The organism is Streptomyces sp. NPDC033178 (genome assembly GCF_055577685.1).
In genome coordinates, this window is sequence record NZ_JBVIPT010000011.1 from 192,286 (window position 1) to 205,470 (window position 13,185).

10 protein-coding genes and 1 pseudogene are annotated in these 13,185 nt (G+C 70.1%); 4 read left to right on the forward strand and 7 right to left on the reverse strand.

The annotated features are described in order from the left end of the window. The 5 genes and pseudogenes from kdpB to ACZ5VQ_RS26865 all read right to left on the reverse strand — a co-directional run bounded on the left by kdpB (position 1) and on the right by ACZ5VQ_RS26865 (position 5,443). Positions 1–2,142 carry a potassium-transporting ATPase subunit KdpB gene (gene kdpB / locus ACZ5VQ_RS26845; RefSeq protein ID WP_469107108.1) on the reverse strand — a complete coding sequence of 714 codons (2,142 nt, stop codon included), beginning with the start codon at positions 2,140–2,142 and terminating at the stop codon, positions 1–3. Further along, positions 2,139–3,803 carry a potassium-transporting ATPase subunit KdpA gene (gene kdpA / locus ACZ5VQ_RS26850; protein ID WP_469107109.1) on the reverse strand — a complete coding sequence of 555 codons (1,665 nt, stop codon included), beginning with the start codon at positions 3,801–3,803 and terminating at the stop codon, positions 2,139–2,141. Before kdpA ends, kdpB begins: the two co-directional genes overlap by 4 nt. A 7-nt stretch (positions 3,804–3,810) precedes the next feature. Beyond that, positions 3,811–3,900, reverse strand: coding sequence for a K(+)-transporting ATPase subunit F (gene kdpF / locus ACZ5VQ_RS26855; RefSeq protein ID WP_037659531.1), 90 nt, complete (start codon positions 3,898–3,900; stop codon positions 3,811–3,813). Positions 3,901–4,197: 297 nt separating this feature from the next. Continuing rightward, positions 4,198–4,491 (reverse strand): annotated as a pseudogene (locus tag ACZ5VQ_RS26860) (amino acid permease); the annotation flags it as partial. A 175-nt stretch (positions 4,492–4,666) separates the two neighbouring features. Then, positions 4,667–5,443, reverse strand: coding sequence for a MerR family transcriptional regulator (locus ACZ5VQ_RS26865; protein ID WP_469107110.1), 777 nt, complete (start codon positions 5,441–5,443; stop codon positions 4,667–4,669). 6 nt (positions 5,444–5,449) lie between these two features. On the opposite strand from ACZ5VQ_RS26865, the gene ACZ5VQ_RS26870 reads away from it, so the two are divergent. Continuing rightward, a complete protein-coding gene (locus tag ACZ5VQ_RS26870) occupies positions 5,450–5,740 on the forward strand; it encodes a hypothetical protein (protein WP_469107111.1) in 291 nt (96 codons plus the stop codon). 351 nt (positions 5,741–6,091) lie between these two features. Further along, the gene (locus tag ACZ5VQ_RS26875) at positions 6,092–8,047 is read left to right on the forward strand and encodes an APC family permease (protein ID WP_469107112.1); all 1,956 of its coding nucleotides are present in this window, start codon (positions 6,092–6,094) and stop codon (positions 8,045–8,047) included. A 53-nt stretch (positions 8,048–8,100) separates the two neighbouring features. On the opposite strand, the gene ACZ5VQ_RS26880 is transcribed toward ACZ5VQ_RS26875, so the two are convergent. Then, positions 8,101–8,958 (reverse strand): LysR family transcriptional regulator, encoded by an 858-nt coding sequence (locus ACZ5VQ_RS26880; RefSeq protein WP_469107113.1) that lies wholly within the window; start codon positions 8,956–8,958, stop codon positions 8,101–8,103. A 68-nt stretch (positions 8,959–9,026) separates the two neighbouring features. Between ACZ5VQ_RS26880 and ACZ5VQ_RS26885 the strand changes: the two genes are divergently transcribed. Together ACZ5VQ_RS26885 and ACZ5VQ_RS26890 are read left to right on the forward strand one after the other, a co-directional pair. Further along, complete coding sequence (locus ACZ5VQ_RS26885; protein ID WP_469107114.1) at positions 9,027–9,977, forward strand: EamA family transporter; 951 nt, start codon at positions 9,027–9,029, stop codon at positions 9,975–9,977. A 233-nt stretch (positions 9,978–10,210) separates the two neighbouring features. After that, a complete protein-coding gene (locus ACZ5VQ_RS26890; RefSeq protein WP_469107115.1) occupies positions 10,211–12,202 on the forward strand; it encodes a serine/threonine-protein kinase in 1,992 nt (663 codons plus the stop codon). Positions 12,203–12,276: 74 nt separating this feature from the next. On the opposite strand, the gene ACZ5VQ_RS26895 is transcribed toward ACZ5VQ_RS26890, so the two are convergent. Beyond that, positions 12,277–13,128, reverse strand: a complete 852-nt coding sequence (locus ACZ5VQ_RS26895; protein WP_469107116.1) for a helix-turn-helix transcriptional regulator — start codon at positions 13,126–13,128, stop codon at positions 12,277–12,279. Positions 13,129–13,185 lie beyond the last annotated feature (57 nt).

Here is a 13,185-nt window from a genome sequence, read left to right on the forward strand (position 1 = left end):
TTACAGCCCGGGGATGAGGGAGATGATCAGGTCGATGATCTTGATGCCGATGAAGGGCGCGATCAGCCCGCCCAGGCCGTAGATCCCGAGGTTGCGCCGCAGCAGCTTGTCCGCGCTCACCGGCCGGTACTGCACGCCCCGCAGGGCGAGCGGCACCAGCGCGATGATGATCAGCGCGTTGAAGATGACCGCGGACAGGATCGCGGAGTCGGGCGAGGACAGCTGCATGATGTTGAGCTTGTCCAGGCCCGGGTAGACCGCCGCGAACAGCGCCGGGATGATCGCGAAGTACTTCGCGACGTCGTTGGCGATGGAGAACGTCGTCAACGCGCCCCGGGTGATGAGGAGTTGCTTGCCGATCTCGACGATCTCGATGAGCTTGGTCGGGTTGGAGTCGAGGTCGACCATGTTGCCGGCCTCCTTCGCGGCCGACGTACCCGTGTTCATCGCCACGCCGACGTCCGCCTGGGCCAGCGCGGGGGCGTCGTTCGTGCCGTCGCCGGTCATCGCGACGAGCTTGCCGCCCGCCTGCTCCCGCTTGATGAGGGCCATCTTGTCCTCGGGAGTGGCCTCCGCGAGGAAGTCGTCGACGCCGGCCTCATCGGCGATCGCCTTGGCGGTCAGCGGGTTGTCACCCGTGATCATGACGGTCTTGATGCCCATGCGGCGCAGCTCATCGAACCGCTCGCGCATGCCGTCCTTGACGACGTCCTTGAGGTGGATGACGCCCAACACCCGGGCGCCCTCGGTGTCTTCGATCGCGACGAGCAACGGTGTGCCGCCCGCCTCGGAGATCCGGTTGGCCAGGGTGTCGGCGTCCTCGGACACCTCGCCGCCCCGCTCCCGGACCCAGGCCATGACCGAACCGGCCGCGCCCTTGCGGATCCTGCGCCCGTCGACGTCCACGCCCGACATCCGGGTCTGGGCGGTGAAGGCGATCCACTCGGCGCCGGACAGCTCGCCCTGGCTCCGTTCGCGCAGCCCGTACCTCTCCTTCGCCAGGACGACGACGGAGCGGCCCTCGGGCGTCTCGTCGGCCAGCGAAGAGAGCTGGGCGGCGTCGGCCAGGACGGCGTCGGTGGTGCCGGTCACCGGTACGAACTCGGCTGCCTGCCGGTTGCCGAGCGTGATGGTGCCGGTCTTGTCGAGCAGCAGGGTCGACACGTCTCCGGCCGCCTCGACCGCCCTGCCGGACATGGCGAGTACGTTCCGCTGCACCAGCCGGTCCATGCCCGCGATACCGATCGCGGAGAGCAGCGCGCCGATCGTGGTCGGGATGAGACAGACAAGGAGGGCCACCAGCACGACCATGGTGAGGTGCGTGCCCGCGTAGTCCGCGAACGGCGGCAGTGTGGCGACGGCCAGCAGGAAGACGATCGTCAGCGAGGCGAGCAGGATGTTCAGCGCGATCTCGTTGGGCGTCTTCTGCCGGGCCGCACCCTCGACCAGGGCGATCATGCGGTCGATGAAGGTCTCGCCCGGCTTCGTCGTGATCTTGACGACGATGCGGTCGGACAGCACCTTCGTACCGCCGGTCACGGCGGAGCGGTCGCCGCCGGACTCGCGGATGACCGGGGCCGACTCACCGGTGATGGCCGACTCGTCCACGGACGCCACGCCCTCGACGACGTCACCGTCGCCGGGGATGATGTCGCCCGCCTCACAGACGACCAGGTCGCCGACGCGCAGTTCGGTGCCCGGCACCTGCACTTCCGTCTTGCCGGGCTCGCCGTCCTTGGAAAGCCGGCGCGCGACGGTGTCGGTCTTGGCCTTGCGCAGGGTGTCCGCCTGCGCCTTGCCGCGGCCCTCGGCCACCGCCTCCGCCAGGTTGGCGAAGATCACGGTGAGCCAGAGCCAGGCGCTGATGGCCCAGCCGAACCAGTCGCCCGGGTCCTTGAAGGAGAACACGGTCGTCAGGACCGAGCCCACCAGCACCACGAACATCACGGGGGACTTGACCATCACCCGCGGGTCGAGCTTGCGACAGGCGTCCGGCAGCGATTTCAGCAGCTGCTTCGGGTCGAACAGACCCGCGCCGACGCGTCCTTCGTCCTTGTGACCGGTCGGCACATCGCTGTGCGGCGCCCGAGTGGGAGTAGTCGTGGACACGGTGTCCTCTTGCTTCTCTGTGCGGGTGGTCATGACGCCAGCCCCTCGGCCAGCGGCCCCAGCGCGAGCGCCGGGAAGTAGGTCAGACCGGTGATGATGAGGATCGCGCCCACCAACAGCCCGGTGAACAGCGGCTTTTCGGTGCGCAACGTGCCCGCGGTCGCGGGCACCGGCTTCTGCTCGGCGAGCGATCCGGCCAGCGCGAGCACGAACACCATCGGCAGGAAGCGGCCGAGCAGCATCGCCAGACCCAGCGTGCTGTTGAACCACTGCGTGTCCGCGTTCAGACCCGCGAAGGCCGAACCGTTGTTGTTCGAGGCCGACGTGTAGGCGTACAGGATCTCGGAGAAGCCGTGCGCCCCGCTGTTCGTCATCGAGTTGCCCGGGGTCGGCAGGGCCATCGCCGCGGCGGTGAAGACGAGTACCAGCGCCGGGGTGATGAGGATGTAGCAGGCGGCGAACTTGATCTCGCGGGTGCCGATCTTCTTGCCCAGGTACTCGGGCGTTCGGCCCACCATCAGACCTGCGATGAACACCGCGATGATCGCCATGATCAGCATGCCGTAGAGGCCGGAGCCGGTGCCACCGGGCGCGATCTCGCCCAGCTGCATGCCGAGCATGGTGATCCCGCCGCCGAGTCCGGTGAACGAGGAGTGGAACGAGTCCACCGCGCCGGTCGAGGTCAGCGTCGTCGCCACCGCGAAGATCGACGAGGCACCGACGCCGAAGCGGGTCTCCTTGCCCTCCAGCGCACCGCCCGCGACATCGAACGCCGGGCCGTGGTGGGCGAACTCGGTCCACATCATCAGGGCCGTGAAACCGATCCAGATGGTGACCATCGTGGCGAGGATCGCGTAACCCTGCCTGAGCAAGCCGACCATCCGGCCGAAGGTCCGCGTGAGCGCGAACGGGATCAGCAGGATCAGGAAGATCTCGAAGAGGTTGGAGAACGCGTTGGGGTTCTCGAAGGGGTGGGCGGAGTTGGCGTTGAAGTAGCCGCCGCCGTTGGTGCCCAGCTCCTTGATGGCCTCCTGGGAGGCGACCGCGCCGCCGTTCCACTGCTGCGATCCGCCAGTGAACTGGCCGACCTCGTGGATGCCGGCGAAGTTCTGGATCGCGCCGCACGCGACGAGCACGATCGCGGCGATCACCGAGATCGGCAGCAGGATACGGATGATGCCGCGGACCAGATCGGACCAGAAGTTGCCGAGCTCACCGGTGCGCGAGCGAGCGAAGCCCCGGACGAGTGCCACGGCGACGGCGATACCGACCGAGGCGGACAGGAAGTTCTGCACCGCCAGGCCACCGGTCTGTACGACGTGGCCCATGGCCTGTTCGCCGTAGTACGACTGCCAGTTGGTGTTGGAGACGAACGATGCGGCGGTGTTGAACGCCTGGTCCGGGTCGATCGAGGAGAAGCCGAGCGAGCCGGGCAGGCTGCCCTGGAAGCGCTGCAGCAGATACAGGAACAGCACACTCACCGCGGAGAAGGCGAGGACACCGCGTAGGTACGCGGGCCAGCGCATCTCCGTGTTGGGGTTGGCGCCGATGCCCTTGTAGATCCACTTCTCGACGCGCAAGTGCTTGTCCGAGGAGTAGACCTTGGCCATGTAGTCGCCGAGGGGACGGTAAGCGAGAGCCAGGGCCGCTATCAGAGCGACCATCTGGAGCACACCGGCAAGGACGGGACTCATTCGCTTCTCAGAACCTCTCCGGGAAGATCAGGGCGAGGACGAGATAGCCCAGCAGGGCGACGGCCACGATCAGGCCGACGATGTTCTCGGCGGTCACAGCTTCGTCGCCCCCTTGGCGACGAGAGCCACCAGCGCGAACACCGCGATCGTGGTGACGACGAAGGCCACGTCGGCCATCGCAAGCTCCTAGATGAGGTTCGAATCGATCGGACGATTGGAGGAAAGCGCCTCTCTGGCCGGATTCGAGCGCCGTTGACGGCTCCCATACGCAGGTTCGTACGGCTTTGACGGAACCCATACGGCGGGCTGATCCATCTACGTGAACCAATCCCCCCCGGGCGCCTGAACACCGCCGGGGCAAGCCCTCCGGGAGGATTGCTTCCGGCGTGCGGGATCAGATGCCGAACCGCAGCCGGCAGATCACCGCGTCCGCGTCCTGCCGGACGGCATGGGCGACCACGGCACCCCGATGGTTCTGCAGCAGCCGCTGCCAGAGCCGGTCCGGCTCGACCTCGGGGATCAGCACCGTGACGCGGGTGCCGGGCTCGGCAGCGGCGCTCTCGCCCACGTCCGCGGTGATCGGGCGGCCCAGGGCACGACGCTCGGAGGTGAGCCGGATCAGCGGCACCCCGGGGTCCCAGCGGACCCAGTCGCGTTCCAGGGCGTACCCCTGGGCGCGGTCCTCGGGTACTCGAAGCGGCAGGCGCGCAGGGCGAGCACTTCGGTCAGCTCGCCCCGGACGTGGTCGACGACGGTGTCCGAGGACTTGGCGGACTGAGCGAGTTCGGCGGTCTCGTGGACGCGACGGAGGTGGTCGCGTCCGTCACCCCGGAGGACACCCCGGGCGAGCCGGGCCGATCGGGCTACTCCAGTTGTGCGCGAATGAGCGTGTCGATCCGCTGCCATGCCGGGGACGACGCGTTGACCGTGCCCTGGACGAGGGCGGGAATCTCGGAGGCCGCATCCAGCCCGGGCAGTTCGTCCGGTCCGTAGCGTTCACGGGTCGCTTCGGCGGCCCGGCGGGCGAGGTCGTCGATGCGGGGATCGTCGGCGTCGAGGTCGTACGCGTGGTCGTAGTCGAGGAAGATCCGCCGCAGCGCCGGGTCGGCCAGGATCTCGGCCTGGTCGTGGAACAGTGCGGTCGCGCGGTCCGGGTGGGTGGCGAACACGAGGATCCACAGGTCGCGTTGCAGGTCCACCCAACGGGGCGTGAATCCCCAGCGGGCCAGGTCCTCCAGATGCGCGCCCACCTCGGTGGGCAGCGGTGCCAGATCCCCCGCGGCGAGCCGGCGCAGGCGCCCCTGCGTCGCCCGCAGGCCACGGATGCGGTCGGTGAGCCCGTCGTCGATCTCGCGCAGCGCCTGCCGGAACTCCTCGTCGCCCGCCGATCTCAGGTCCCGGATACGGGCCAGGGGGACGCCGGCCTCGGCGAGCGTCCGGATCTTGATCAGGTCGATGACGTCGTTCGCGCCGTACCGCCGGTAGCCGGACGCGTCGCGGTCGGGCTCGGGGAGCAGGCCCTTGTCGTGGTAGACGCGGACGGTCTTCACCGACACCCCGACGTACCCGGCCAGCTGCCCGATGGTGATCACCCGGTCATCGTGCCACTTGACCCTGCCCTTGGGGCGGGGTTGCAGCATGGCCCCATGGCGAACATGAACATCGATCGGGAGACCCTGCGCGAGTTGGCCGACGAGGGCAACGAGACCGCCCTGGACCGGTTGGCCGACCTTGCCGAATCGGCCGGCGACGTCGGGGAACTGAGCGAGCTGTTGGACGAGGGATCCATGCACGCGGGGTTCCTGCTCACCCGACGCGCAAAGGCGACCGGAGACCTGCGCGAGCTGCAACGGATCTCCGACGCCGGATACGACGAGGCCGGCGATGAACTGGAGCGGCTGCTGAAGGCACCGGCCGACGGGCAGCGGGACCGCTGATCCCCCGGCCGCCGCGGCGGCGCCGGGCCGCGTCGATCGGCGCGAGGGCCCCTGCCGGTCGGCATCACGTTCGTGCAGGGAACCCGTGAGACGACGTACGGGATGACGCTGGGTGTCCGTGCCCGACGGGCGCGGCCTGTGGCGCCGCTCGACGGCCCGGGCCACTCCCCCGCAGCCAGGACGTCGTCGTCCTGATGGGCCGGTGACAGTCGCCCGGTTTCTCTTAACGGAAGCTTGACGCCCACGGCGGCCTCATCCGTGGGCCCGTGCGTCACTCTCTGCATACGCTGGTGCCGCCGTCCGCGTGATGGCCGGAAACCGCACGCCGAGCCGGACATCAGGAGCACGCCGATGGCCACCACCGAACGCCCTCCGCCCAGTCGCCTGCGCGCCTGGATGCTGGAGGGGCTGTCCGACATGGGCAAGGGCAGGCAGGCGGCACCGCGGCCCGTCCAGCCGGAGCCCCTGCACAAGGGACAGCGCTGGTGGCGGGTGATGTGCCTGACCGGCGTCGACTACTTCTCCACGCTCGGCTACCAGCCTGGCATCGCGGCTCTCGCCGCCGGGCTGCTGTCACCCGTGGCCACCATCGTGCTGGTCGTCGTCACACTGGCGGGCGCACTGCCTGTGTACCGGCGGGTGGCCGAGGAGAGCCCCCACGGCGAGGGCTCGATCGCCATGCTGGAGCGGCTGCTGACCTTCTGGAAGGGAAAGCTGTTCGTCCTGACCCTGCTCGGTTTCGCCGCGACCGACTTCCTGATCACCATCACCCTGTCGGCCGCCGACGCCTCCACCCACCTGGTGGAGAACCCCCATCTGGCCGACGCGCTGCACGACAAGCAGGTGCTGATCACGCTGGTGCTCATCGCACTGCTCGGCGCGGTGTTCCTCAAGGGCTTCCTGGAGGCGATCGGTGTCGCCGTGGCACTGGTGGGCCTCTATCTGGCGCTCAACGTCGTGGTCGTGGTGACCGGGCTCTGGCACGTGGCCACCGAGGGGCATGTGATCAGCGACTGGTCCACCGCTCTGACCGCCGAGCACGGAAACGTTTTTGCAATGGTGGGCGTCGCACTGCTGGTCTTCCCGAAACTGGCGCTCGGCCTGTCCGGCTTCGAGACCGGTGTGGCGGTCATGCCGCACGTCGAGGGCGATCCCGGCGACACCGAGGAGAACCCCGAGGGCCGTATCCGCGGCACGAAGAAGCTGCTGACCACGGCCGCGCTCATCATGAGCGTGTTCCTGATCGCGACCAGCTTCATCACCACGCTGCTGATCCCGGAGAAGGAGTTCGAGTCGGGCGGCGAGGCCAACGGCCGCGCGCTCGCCTATCTGGCGCATGCGTACCTGGGCAACGCGTTCGGCACGGTCTACGACGTGTCCACCATCGCCATCCTGTGGTTCGCCGGCGCCTCGGCCATGGCCGGGCTGCTCAACCTGATGCCCCGCTATCTGCCCCGCTACGGCATGGCCCCGCACTGGGCGCGCGCCGTCCGCCCGATGGTGATCGTCTTCACGCTGGTCGGTTTCCTGGTCACGTGGATCTTCGACGCGGACGTCGACGCGCAGGGCGGCGCGTACGCGACCGGTGTCCTGGTCCTCATCAGCTCGGCCGCGATCGCGGTGACCATCGCGGCGCGCAAGGCCGGTCAGCGCAACTGGACCATCGCCTTCACCGTGATCTCGGCGGTCTTCCTCTACGTCACCGTCGCGAACGTCATCGAGCGTCCGGACGGCGTGAAGATCGGCGCCTGCTTCATCGCCGGCATCATCCTCCTCTCGCTCCTCTCGCGGCTCGCCCGTGCCTTCGAACTCCGCGTCACCAGCGTGACCATGGACGACATGGCCCAGCGGTTCGTACGGGACATCGCCAGCCGCAGGATCCGGTTCATCGCCAACGAACCCGACAACCGAGACATCACCGAGTACCGCGAGAAGATCGAGCAGATCCGCGCGGACAACGACGTTCCCGCCCAGGAGGACTTCGTCTTCGTCGAGGTCACGGTCCTGGACCCGTCGGAGTTCGAGGCGGGCCTGACCGTTCGCGGCGAGGTCCTGCACGGCCGCTACCGCGTCCTCACCCTGGAGTCGTCCTCCGTCCCCAACGCCCTGGCAGCCCTCGTCCTGCACGTACGCGACACCACCGGCTGCATCCCGCACATCTACTTCGAGTGGACCGAGGGCAGCCCCTTCACCAACTTCCTCCGCTTCTTCCTCTTCGGCCAGGGCGAGGTCGCCCCCGTCACCCGGGAGGTCCTCCGCGAGGCGGAGGCGGACCGGGCACGGCGGCCGCGGGTGCATGTCGGCTGAACCGGACCGATGGTCGGCGCAGAACCGTTCGGCGCAGAACGGGCTGAAGCCGCTCAGCCGTTGCGGTACAGAGCCGTGAGCAGTTCGATGGCCGCCTGGGTGGCCGGGTGCGGGTCGTCCCGCCACCAGGCGAGGCGTACGGCGATGGGTTCGGCGTCGCGGACCGGCCGGTAGACGATGCCGGGCCTGGGGTACTGGTGGGCGGTCGACTCCGCCGTCAGGCCGATGCAGCGGCTGCTGGAGATCACGGTGAGCCAGTCGTCGACGTCGGACGTCTCCTCGGTCGCCGGGCGGGCGTCCGGCGGCCAGAGTTCGGCGGTCGTGGTGCCGGTCCGGCGGTCGATCAGCAGGGTGCGCCCGCCGAGGTCCGCGAGCCGGACCGAACGGCGTCCGGCCAGAGCGTCGTCGGCGGCCAGGGCGCACAGGCGCCGTTCAAGGCCGACGATGGCGGAGTCGAACCGCCGGTCCTCCTCCAACGGCCTGCGCACGACCGCGAGTTCGCAGGCCCCTTCCGCCAGACCGGCGGTGGCGGAGTTGACGCGGACCAGACGCAGGTCCGTCTCCGGTTGCGCCTTGGCCCAGCGGCGCTGGAAGGCCGACGTGTGGCGGCCGAGCGCCGACCAGGCGTACCCGATCCGCAGACGCGTATGACCCGACCTGGCCTCCTGGACCAGATCGGCCACCTCCCCGAGCACCCGCCGGGCGTGTGCCACCACGCGCAGTCCCGCCGGGGTCGGTGCCATCTCGCGCGAGGTGCGGCGCAACAGCCGTACGCCCAGGGCACGTTCGAGTGACGCCAGGGTCCGGGAAACGGCCGCCTGGGAAACGCCGAGCGCGATGGCCGCGTCGGTGAAACTGCCCTCGTCGACGATCGCGACGAGACAACGCAACTGCCGTAGCTCCACATCCATGACTCAAGCGTATAGATAGGCTGCCGGGTGCATTTTGCGCAAGAGGCGCCATGTCACACGCTCGAAGCATGCGAGCCGCACCCGCACAGGGCACCACCGCTTCCGTACGCCCCACAGTCCCGCCACCCCCCGCGGTGCCCCCGCGCCCGGCGGCCCCGGATCTCCCGGACCCGCAGCCGGCCGGACGTTCACGGCAGCTCGCCGGTGTGGCCACGATGATCGGCAGCGGTCTGTCCACCCAGACCGGCGCCGCGATCGGGTCCCTCGCCTTCCCCGTACTCGGTCCTGTCGGGGTCGTCGCGGTCCGCCAGTACGTCGCCGCGGTCGTCCTGCTGGCCGTCGGCCGGCCGCAGCTGCGGACCTTCACCGCGGCGCAGTGGCGGCCGGTGCTGCTCCTTGCCCTGGTCTTCGGGACGATGAACCTGTCCCTGTACAGCGCCATCGACCGCATCGGTCTGGGACTGGCGGTGACCTTGGAGTTCCTGGGCCCGCTCGCCATCGCCCTCTCTGCCGCGCGCCGCCGTGTGGACATCTGCGCCGCGGTCGTCGCCGCCGCGGGTGTGGTGACGCTGATGCGCCCCCAGCCCTCGACCGACTACGCCGGGATGGCCCTGGGCCTGCTCGCCGCCGCCTGCTGGGCGTCGTACATCCTCCTCAACCGCACCGTCGGCCAACGTGTCCCCGGTGCACAGGGTTCGGCCGCCGCGTCAGGACTCTCCGCCCTGATGTTCCTGCCGGTCGGCGTCGTCCTGGTGCTCCGGCACCCGCCGACCGCCGAGGCCGTCGGTTACGCCGTCGCCGCCGGGGTGCTCTCCTCGGCGGTGCCGTACCTCGCGGACATGTTCACCCTGCGCCGCGTACCCGCCCAGGCCTTCGGGCTGTTCATGAGCGTCAACCCCGTCCTCGCCGCCCTGGTCGGCCGGCTCGGCCTCGGCCAGAACCTGGGCTGGACGGAGTGGGCGAGCATCGGGGCCATCGTCGCCGCCAACTCCCTCAGCATCGTCACGCGCCGCAGCTGACCGGCGCGTGACCCCTCACATGTCGTCGCCCGGCCGCTCACGTGTCGTCGCCCGGCCGCGACGGCCGAAGGAGTACGCGTGTTCGGCGGCGGCAGAGCCTGCGGACGTCGCACGACCGGCAACTCGAAGCCGGGTAGCCTCTGTTCACGTCAGACGGAAGCTCGTGGTCCACCGGCTCGTGACCCTTCGTGGCGGTGAGTGGGGCGGAGTGCCGACCGAGGGGAGACAGTCAGATGACGAAGCCGTCGACAGGCGACTTCGATGCCACCTCCGGTGGGGTTGGCGACAGAATCGGCCGGTATCGACTGCTCAGAACCCTCGGCGCGGGCGGTATGGGCCGGGTCTGTCTGGCGCGTTCGGAGGGCGGGCGCACGGTCGCGGTCAAGCTCATCAAGCCGGAGCTGGCCGCCGAACCCGAGTTCCGTGAGCGTTTCCGGCTTGAGGTGGCGGCGGCGCGCAGGGTGAGCGACCGCTGGACGGCACCGGTCCTCGACGCGGACACCGAGGCCGAAACGCCCTGGGTGGCCACCGGTTACATCGCGGGCCCCTCGCTCGAACACATCGTCTCGCCCAACGGACACGGCCCCCTCCCCGCCCCTTCCGTACGCACCCTCGCCCATGGACTCGCCAGCGCCCTGCTCGACATTCACGGCGCGGGTCTTGTCCACCGGGACCTCAAGCCCTCCAATGTTCTGATCACCATCGACGGCCCCCGGGTCATCGACTTCGGTATCGCGCGGGCGCTGGACGCGGTACCGGGATCGACCCCGACCAGCTCGGGCGTGCTGGTCGGCTCGCCGCGCTTCATGTCGCCCGAGCAGCTCCGGGACGAGCCGGTGGGCCCGGCCGCCGATGTCTTCTGCATGGGCACGGTACTGGCGTACGCGGCGACCGGGCAGACGCCGTTCGGCGGTGGCGGTTCCGGCGGGGTCCACGCCGTGATGTTCCGTATCGCGCAGGAGGAGCCGGACCTGACGGGGATCGAGGAGCCGGTACGGGGACTGGTCTCCGACTGCCTCGCCAAGGACCCGGCCGCCAGGCCGACTCCGCAGGAGGTGGTCGAACGGATGCGACCGGTGGCGACCGGCGCCTCGTCTCCGCCGTGGCTGCCTGCCCAGATCATCGCCGAACTGGGGCGCAGTGCCGTCCAGTTGCTCGACACGGACACACCCCCGCACGCAAGCGCGATGGCGGCGCCGGCACCGACCGCCTTCGTGGCGTCGCCCGCACCGGCCGCGCCCGCACCATCGTCGGCAACCGCGTCCGCCGCCTCACTTGTGACCTGGGAGGAACCGCCCGCGTCGGAGCAGTCGGAACGCTCGGAGTGGGGAACCCAGGTCGTGCCGAAGCCGGACCACGGGCGCACGGAGTCAACTCCTTCGCCGCGCCCTCGCCCAAGGGGCAAGAACCGACGAATCGCGCTCGCGCTGGCGGCCACCGCCGTGGTGGCAGGAGCCGCGTACGCGGCGTCGACCGCCGATCTGCCGCTGCCGTACGGGGGCTCGGAATCCGACTCCGCCTCCGGCTCCGGTGACAACGGCGGCGTGACATCCGATGTGCCCAAGGAGTTCGTGGGCATCTGGGCGGGCGAAGTCGAGCGGGACGGGAAGCCGACCGATCAGTTCCGCCGGTTCGTCGTCTCGTCGGGGCAGGTGGGCGAGGTCGTCGCCACCAGCATCAGCCTCGGCAAGGAGTACGAGTGCAAGAGCGACGGCAAGCTCGCCGCCAAGCCGTCCGGCGGCGGTACGTCGCTGCGGCTGGACACCAAGGTCGTCAGCAGCGTCCCCCCGGGCTCGTGCTCGGCCCTCGGCGAGCATGTCCTCTCCCGGGTCGACGGTGACTCCCTCCGCTGGGAGGCCGCGGGGCGCACCGCCGAACTGCACAGGGTCGAGGGGCCGGAGAAGCTGTCCGAGGACCTGCTCGGCACCTGGCAGCGCTCACTGGCCAACGGTGGCACGCAGCGCATGACCGTCGAGCGGACGCCGGTGGGCAGCCCGGCCGCCACGTTGGTCTCGGACGGCGGCGGCGAGCACTGCGAGGCCGACATGAACCTGGTCTCCGTGGGAGACAACGGCGGTCCGGCACGCTTCGCGCCGCCGGCGATCGACCGGGCCGCGTCCTCCGGCCCCTGCCTCCGCGGCGGCTCCTCCACGCTGCGCACCGAGGGCGGCACGCTCGTACGTGAACTGGCCGACGGGCGACGGCTCACGTATACGCGGGTCTGAGGAGCGACTACGCGGGTCCGAGGGGCGACCTGGATGGCCGACGCCGTGTACTCCCGGTGTCGGCCCGGCGTGGCTCAGCGGCCCGCGTCCATGCGCTGCGTGCCGATGACCGACAGCAGTCGCAGCGCCTCCTCGGACCGTGAGCCGGAGGCGGCGGTGTAGATCACGACCTGCTGGTCCCGGTCGCTGATGTCGAGGGCGTCGCAGTTGACGGTGACCGGGCCGACCAGCGGGTGCTGGAAGGTCTTGCGCAGCGTGGGCTCGGCGCTCACGTCGTGGGAGGCCCACAGCCGGGTGAACTCCTCGCTTCCGGCGAGGAGTTCAGCCACGAGCCCGGTCACCTCGGGGTCTTCGGGATAGCGGGCGGCGGTGGCGCGCAGCCGCTGCGTCGCGTTGCGGGCGAACGCGTCCGCGTCCGACACTCCGTACAGCCGCCGCCCCTGTGGGTGCGGACCGAGGAAGACCCGGCGTACGAGGTTGCGGTCGCGCCGCGGAAGGGCGGAGAAGTCCTCCATGAGGGCGGCCGCCAGGTCGTTCCATGCGATCACCTCGAACGTCGCGGACGTCACGATGGCGGCGGCCTGCGGCAGTCGGCCAAGCAGGTCGAGGATGCTCTGCCGCACCTCGCGCGAGGGTCCGGGCGGCGGGCCGGGTGGTGCGCCGGCGAGGTGGTGGAGGTGGTCGCGCTCGGCGTCCGACAGGCGCAGGGCCCGGGACAGCCCGGCCAGTACCTCGCGTGACGGGTGCGGGCCGCGGGCCTGCTCAAGGCGTATGTAGTACTCGGTCGAGATGAACGCCAGCTGTGCCACCTCCTCGCGGCGCAGTCCCGGCGTGCGGCGGCGCGGCCCGGCGGGCAGCCCCACGTCGGCCGGGGTGATCCGCTCGCGCCTGCTGCGCAGGAAGTCCGCCAGTTCTCGTCTGTCCACACCCCCAGTGTGCGCGGGTGGGGTGGGCCCATCCAGGTACCGCCGGTGCCTGGATGG

Coding starts and splice junctions, on each gene's coding strand:
- ACZ5VQ_RS26870 (WP_469107111.1), top strand. CDS start 5,450: ATGGCGAACATGAACATCGATCGGGAGACCCTGCGCGAGTTGGCCGAC.
- kdpB (WP_469107108.1), bottom strand. CDS start 2,142: ATGACCACCCGCACAGAGAAGCAAGAGGACACCGTGTCCACGACTACT.
- ACZ5VQ_RS26880 (WP_469107113.1), bottom strand. CDS start 8,958: ATGGATGTGGAGCTACGGCAGTTGCGTTGTCTCGTCGCGATCGTCGAC.
- ACZ5VQ_RS26885 (WP_469107114.1), top strand. CDS start 9,027: ATGCGAGCCGCACCCGCACAGGGCACCACCGCTTCCGTACGCCCCACA.
- ACZ5VQ_RS26865 (WP_469107110.1), bottom strand. CDS start 5,443: ATGCTGCAACCCCGCCCCAAGGGCAGGGTCAAGTGGCACGATGACCGG.
- ACZ5VQ_RS26875 (WP_469107112.1), top strand. CDS start 6,092: ATGGCCACCACCGAACGCCCTCCGCCCAGTCGCCTGCGCGCCTGGATG.
- kdpA (WP_469107109.1), bottom strand. CDS start 3,803: ATGAGTCCCGTCCTTGCCGGTGTGCTCCAGATGGTCGCTCTGATAGCG.
- ACZ5VQ_RS26890 (WP_469107115.1), top strand. CDS start 10,211: ATGACGAAGCCGTCGACAGGCGACTTCGATGCCACCTCCGGTGGGGTT.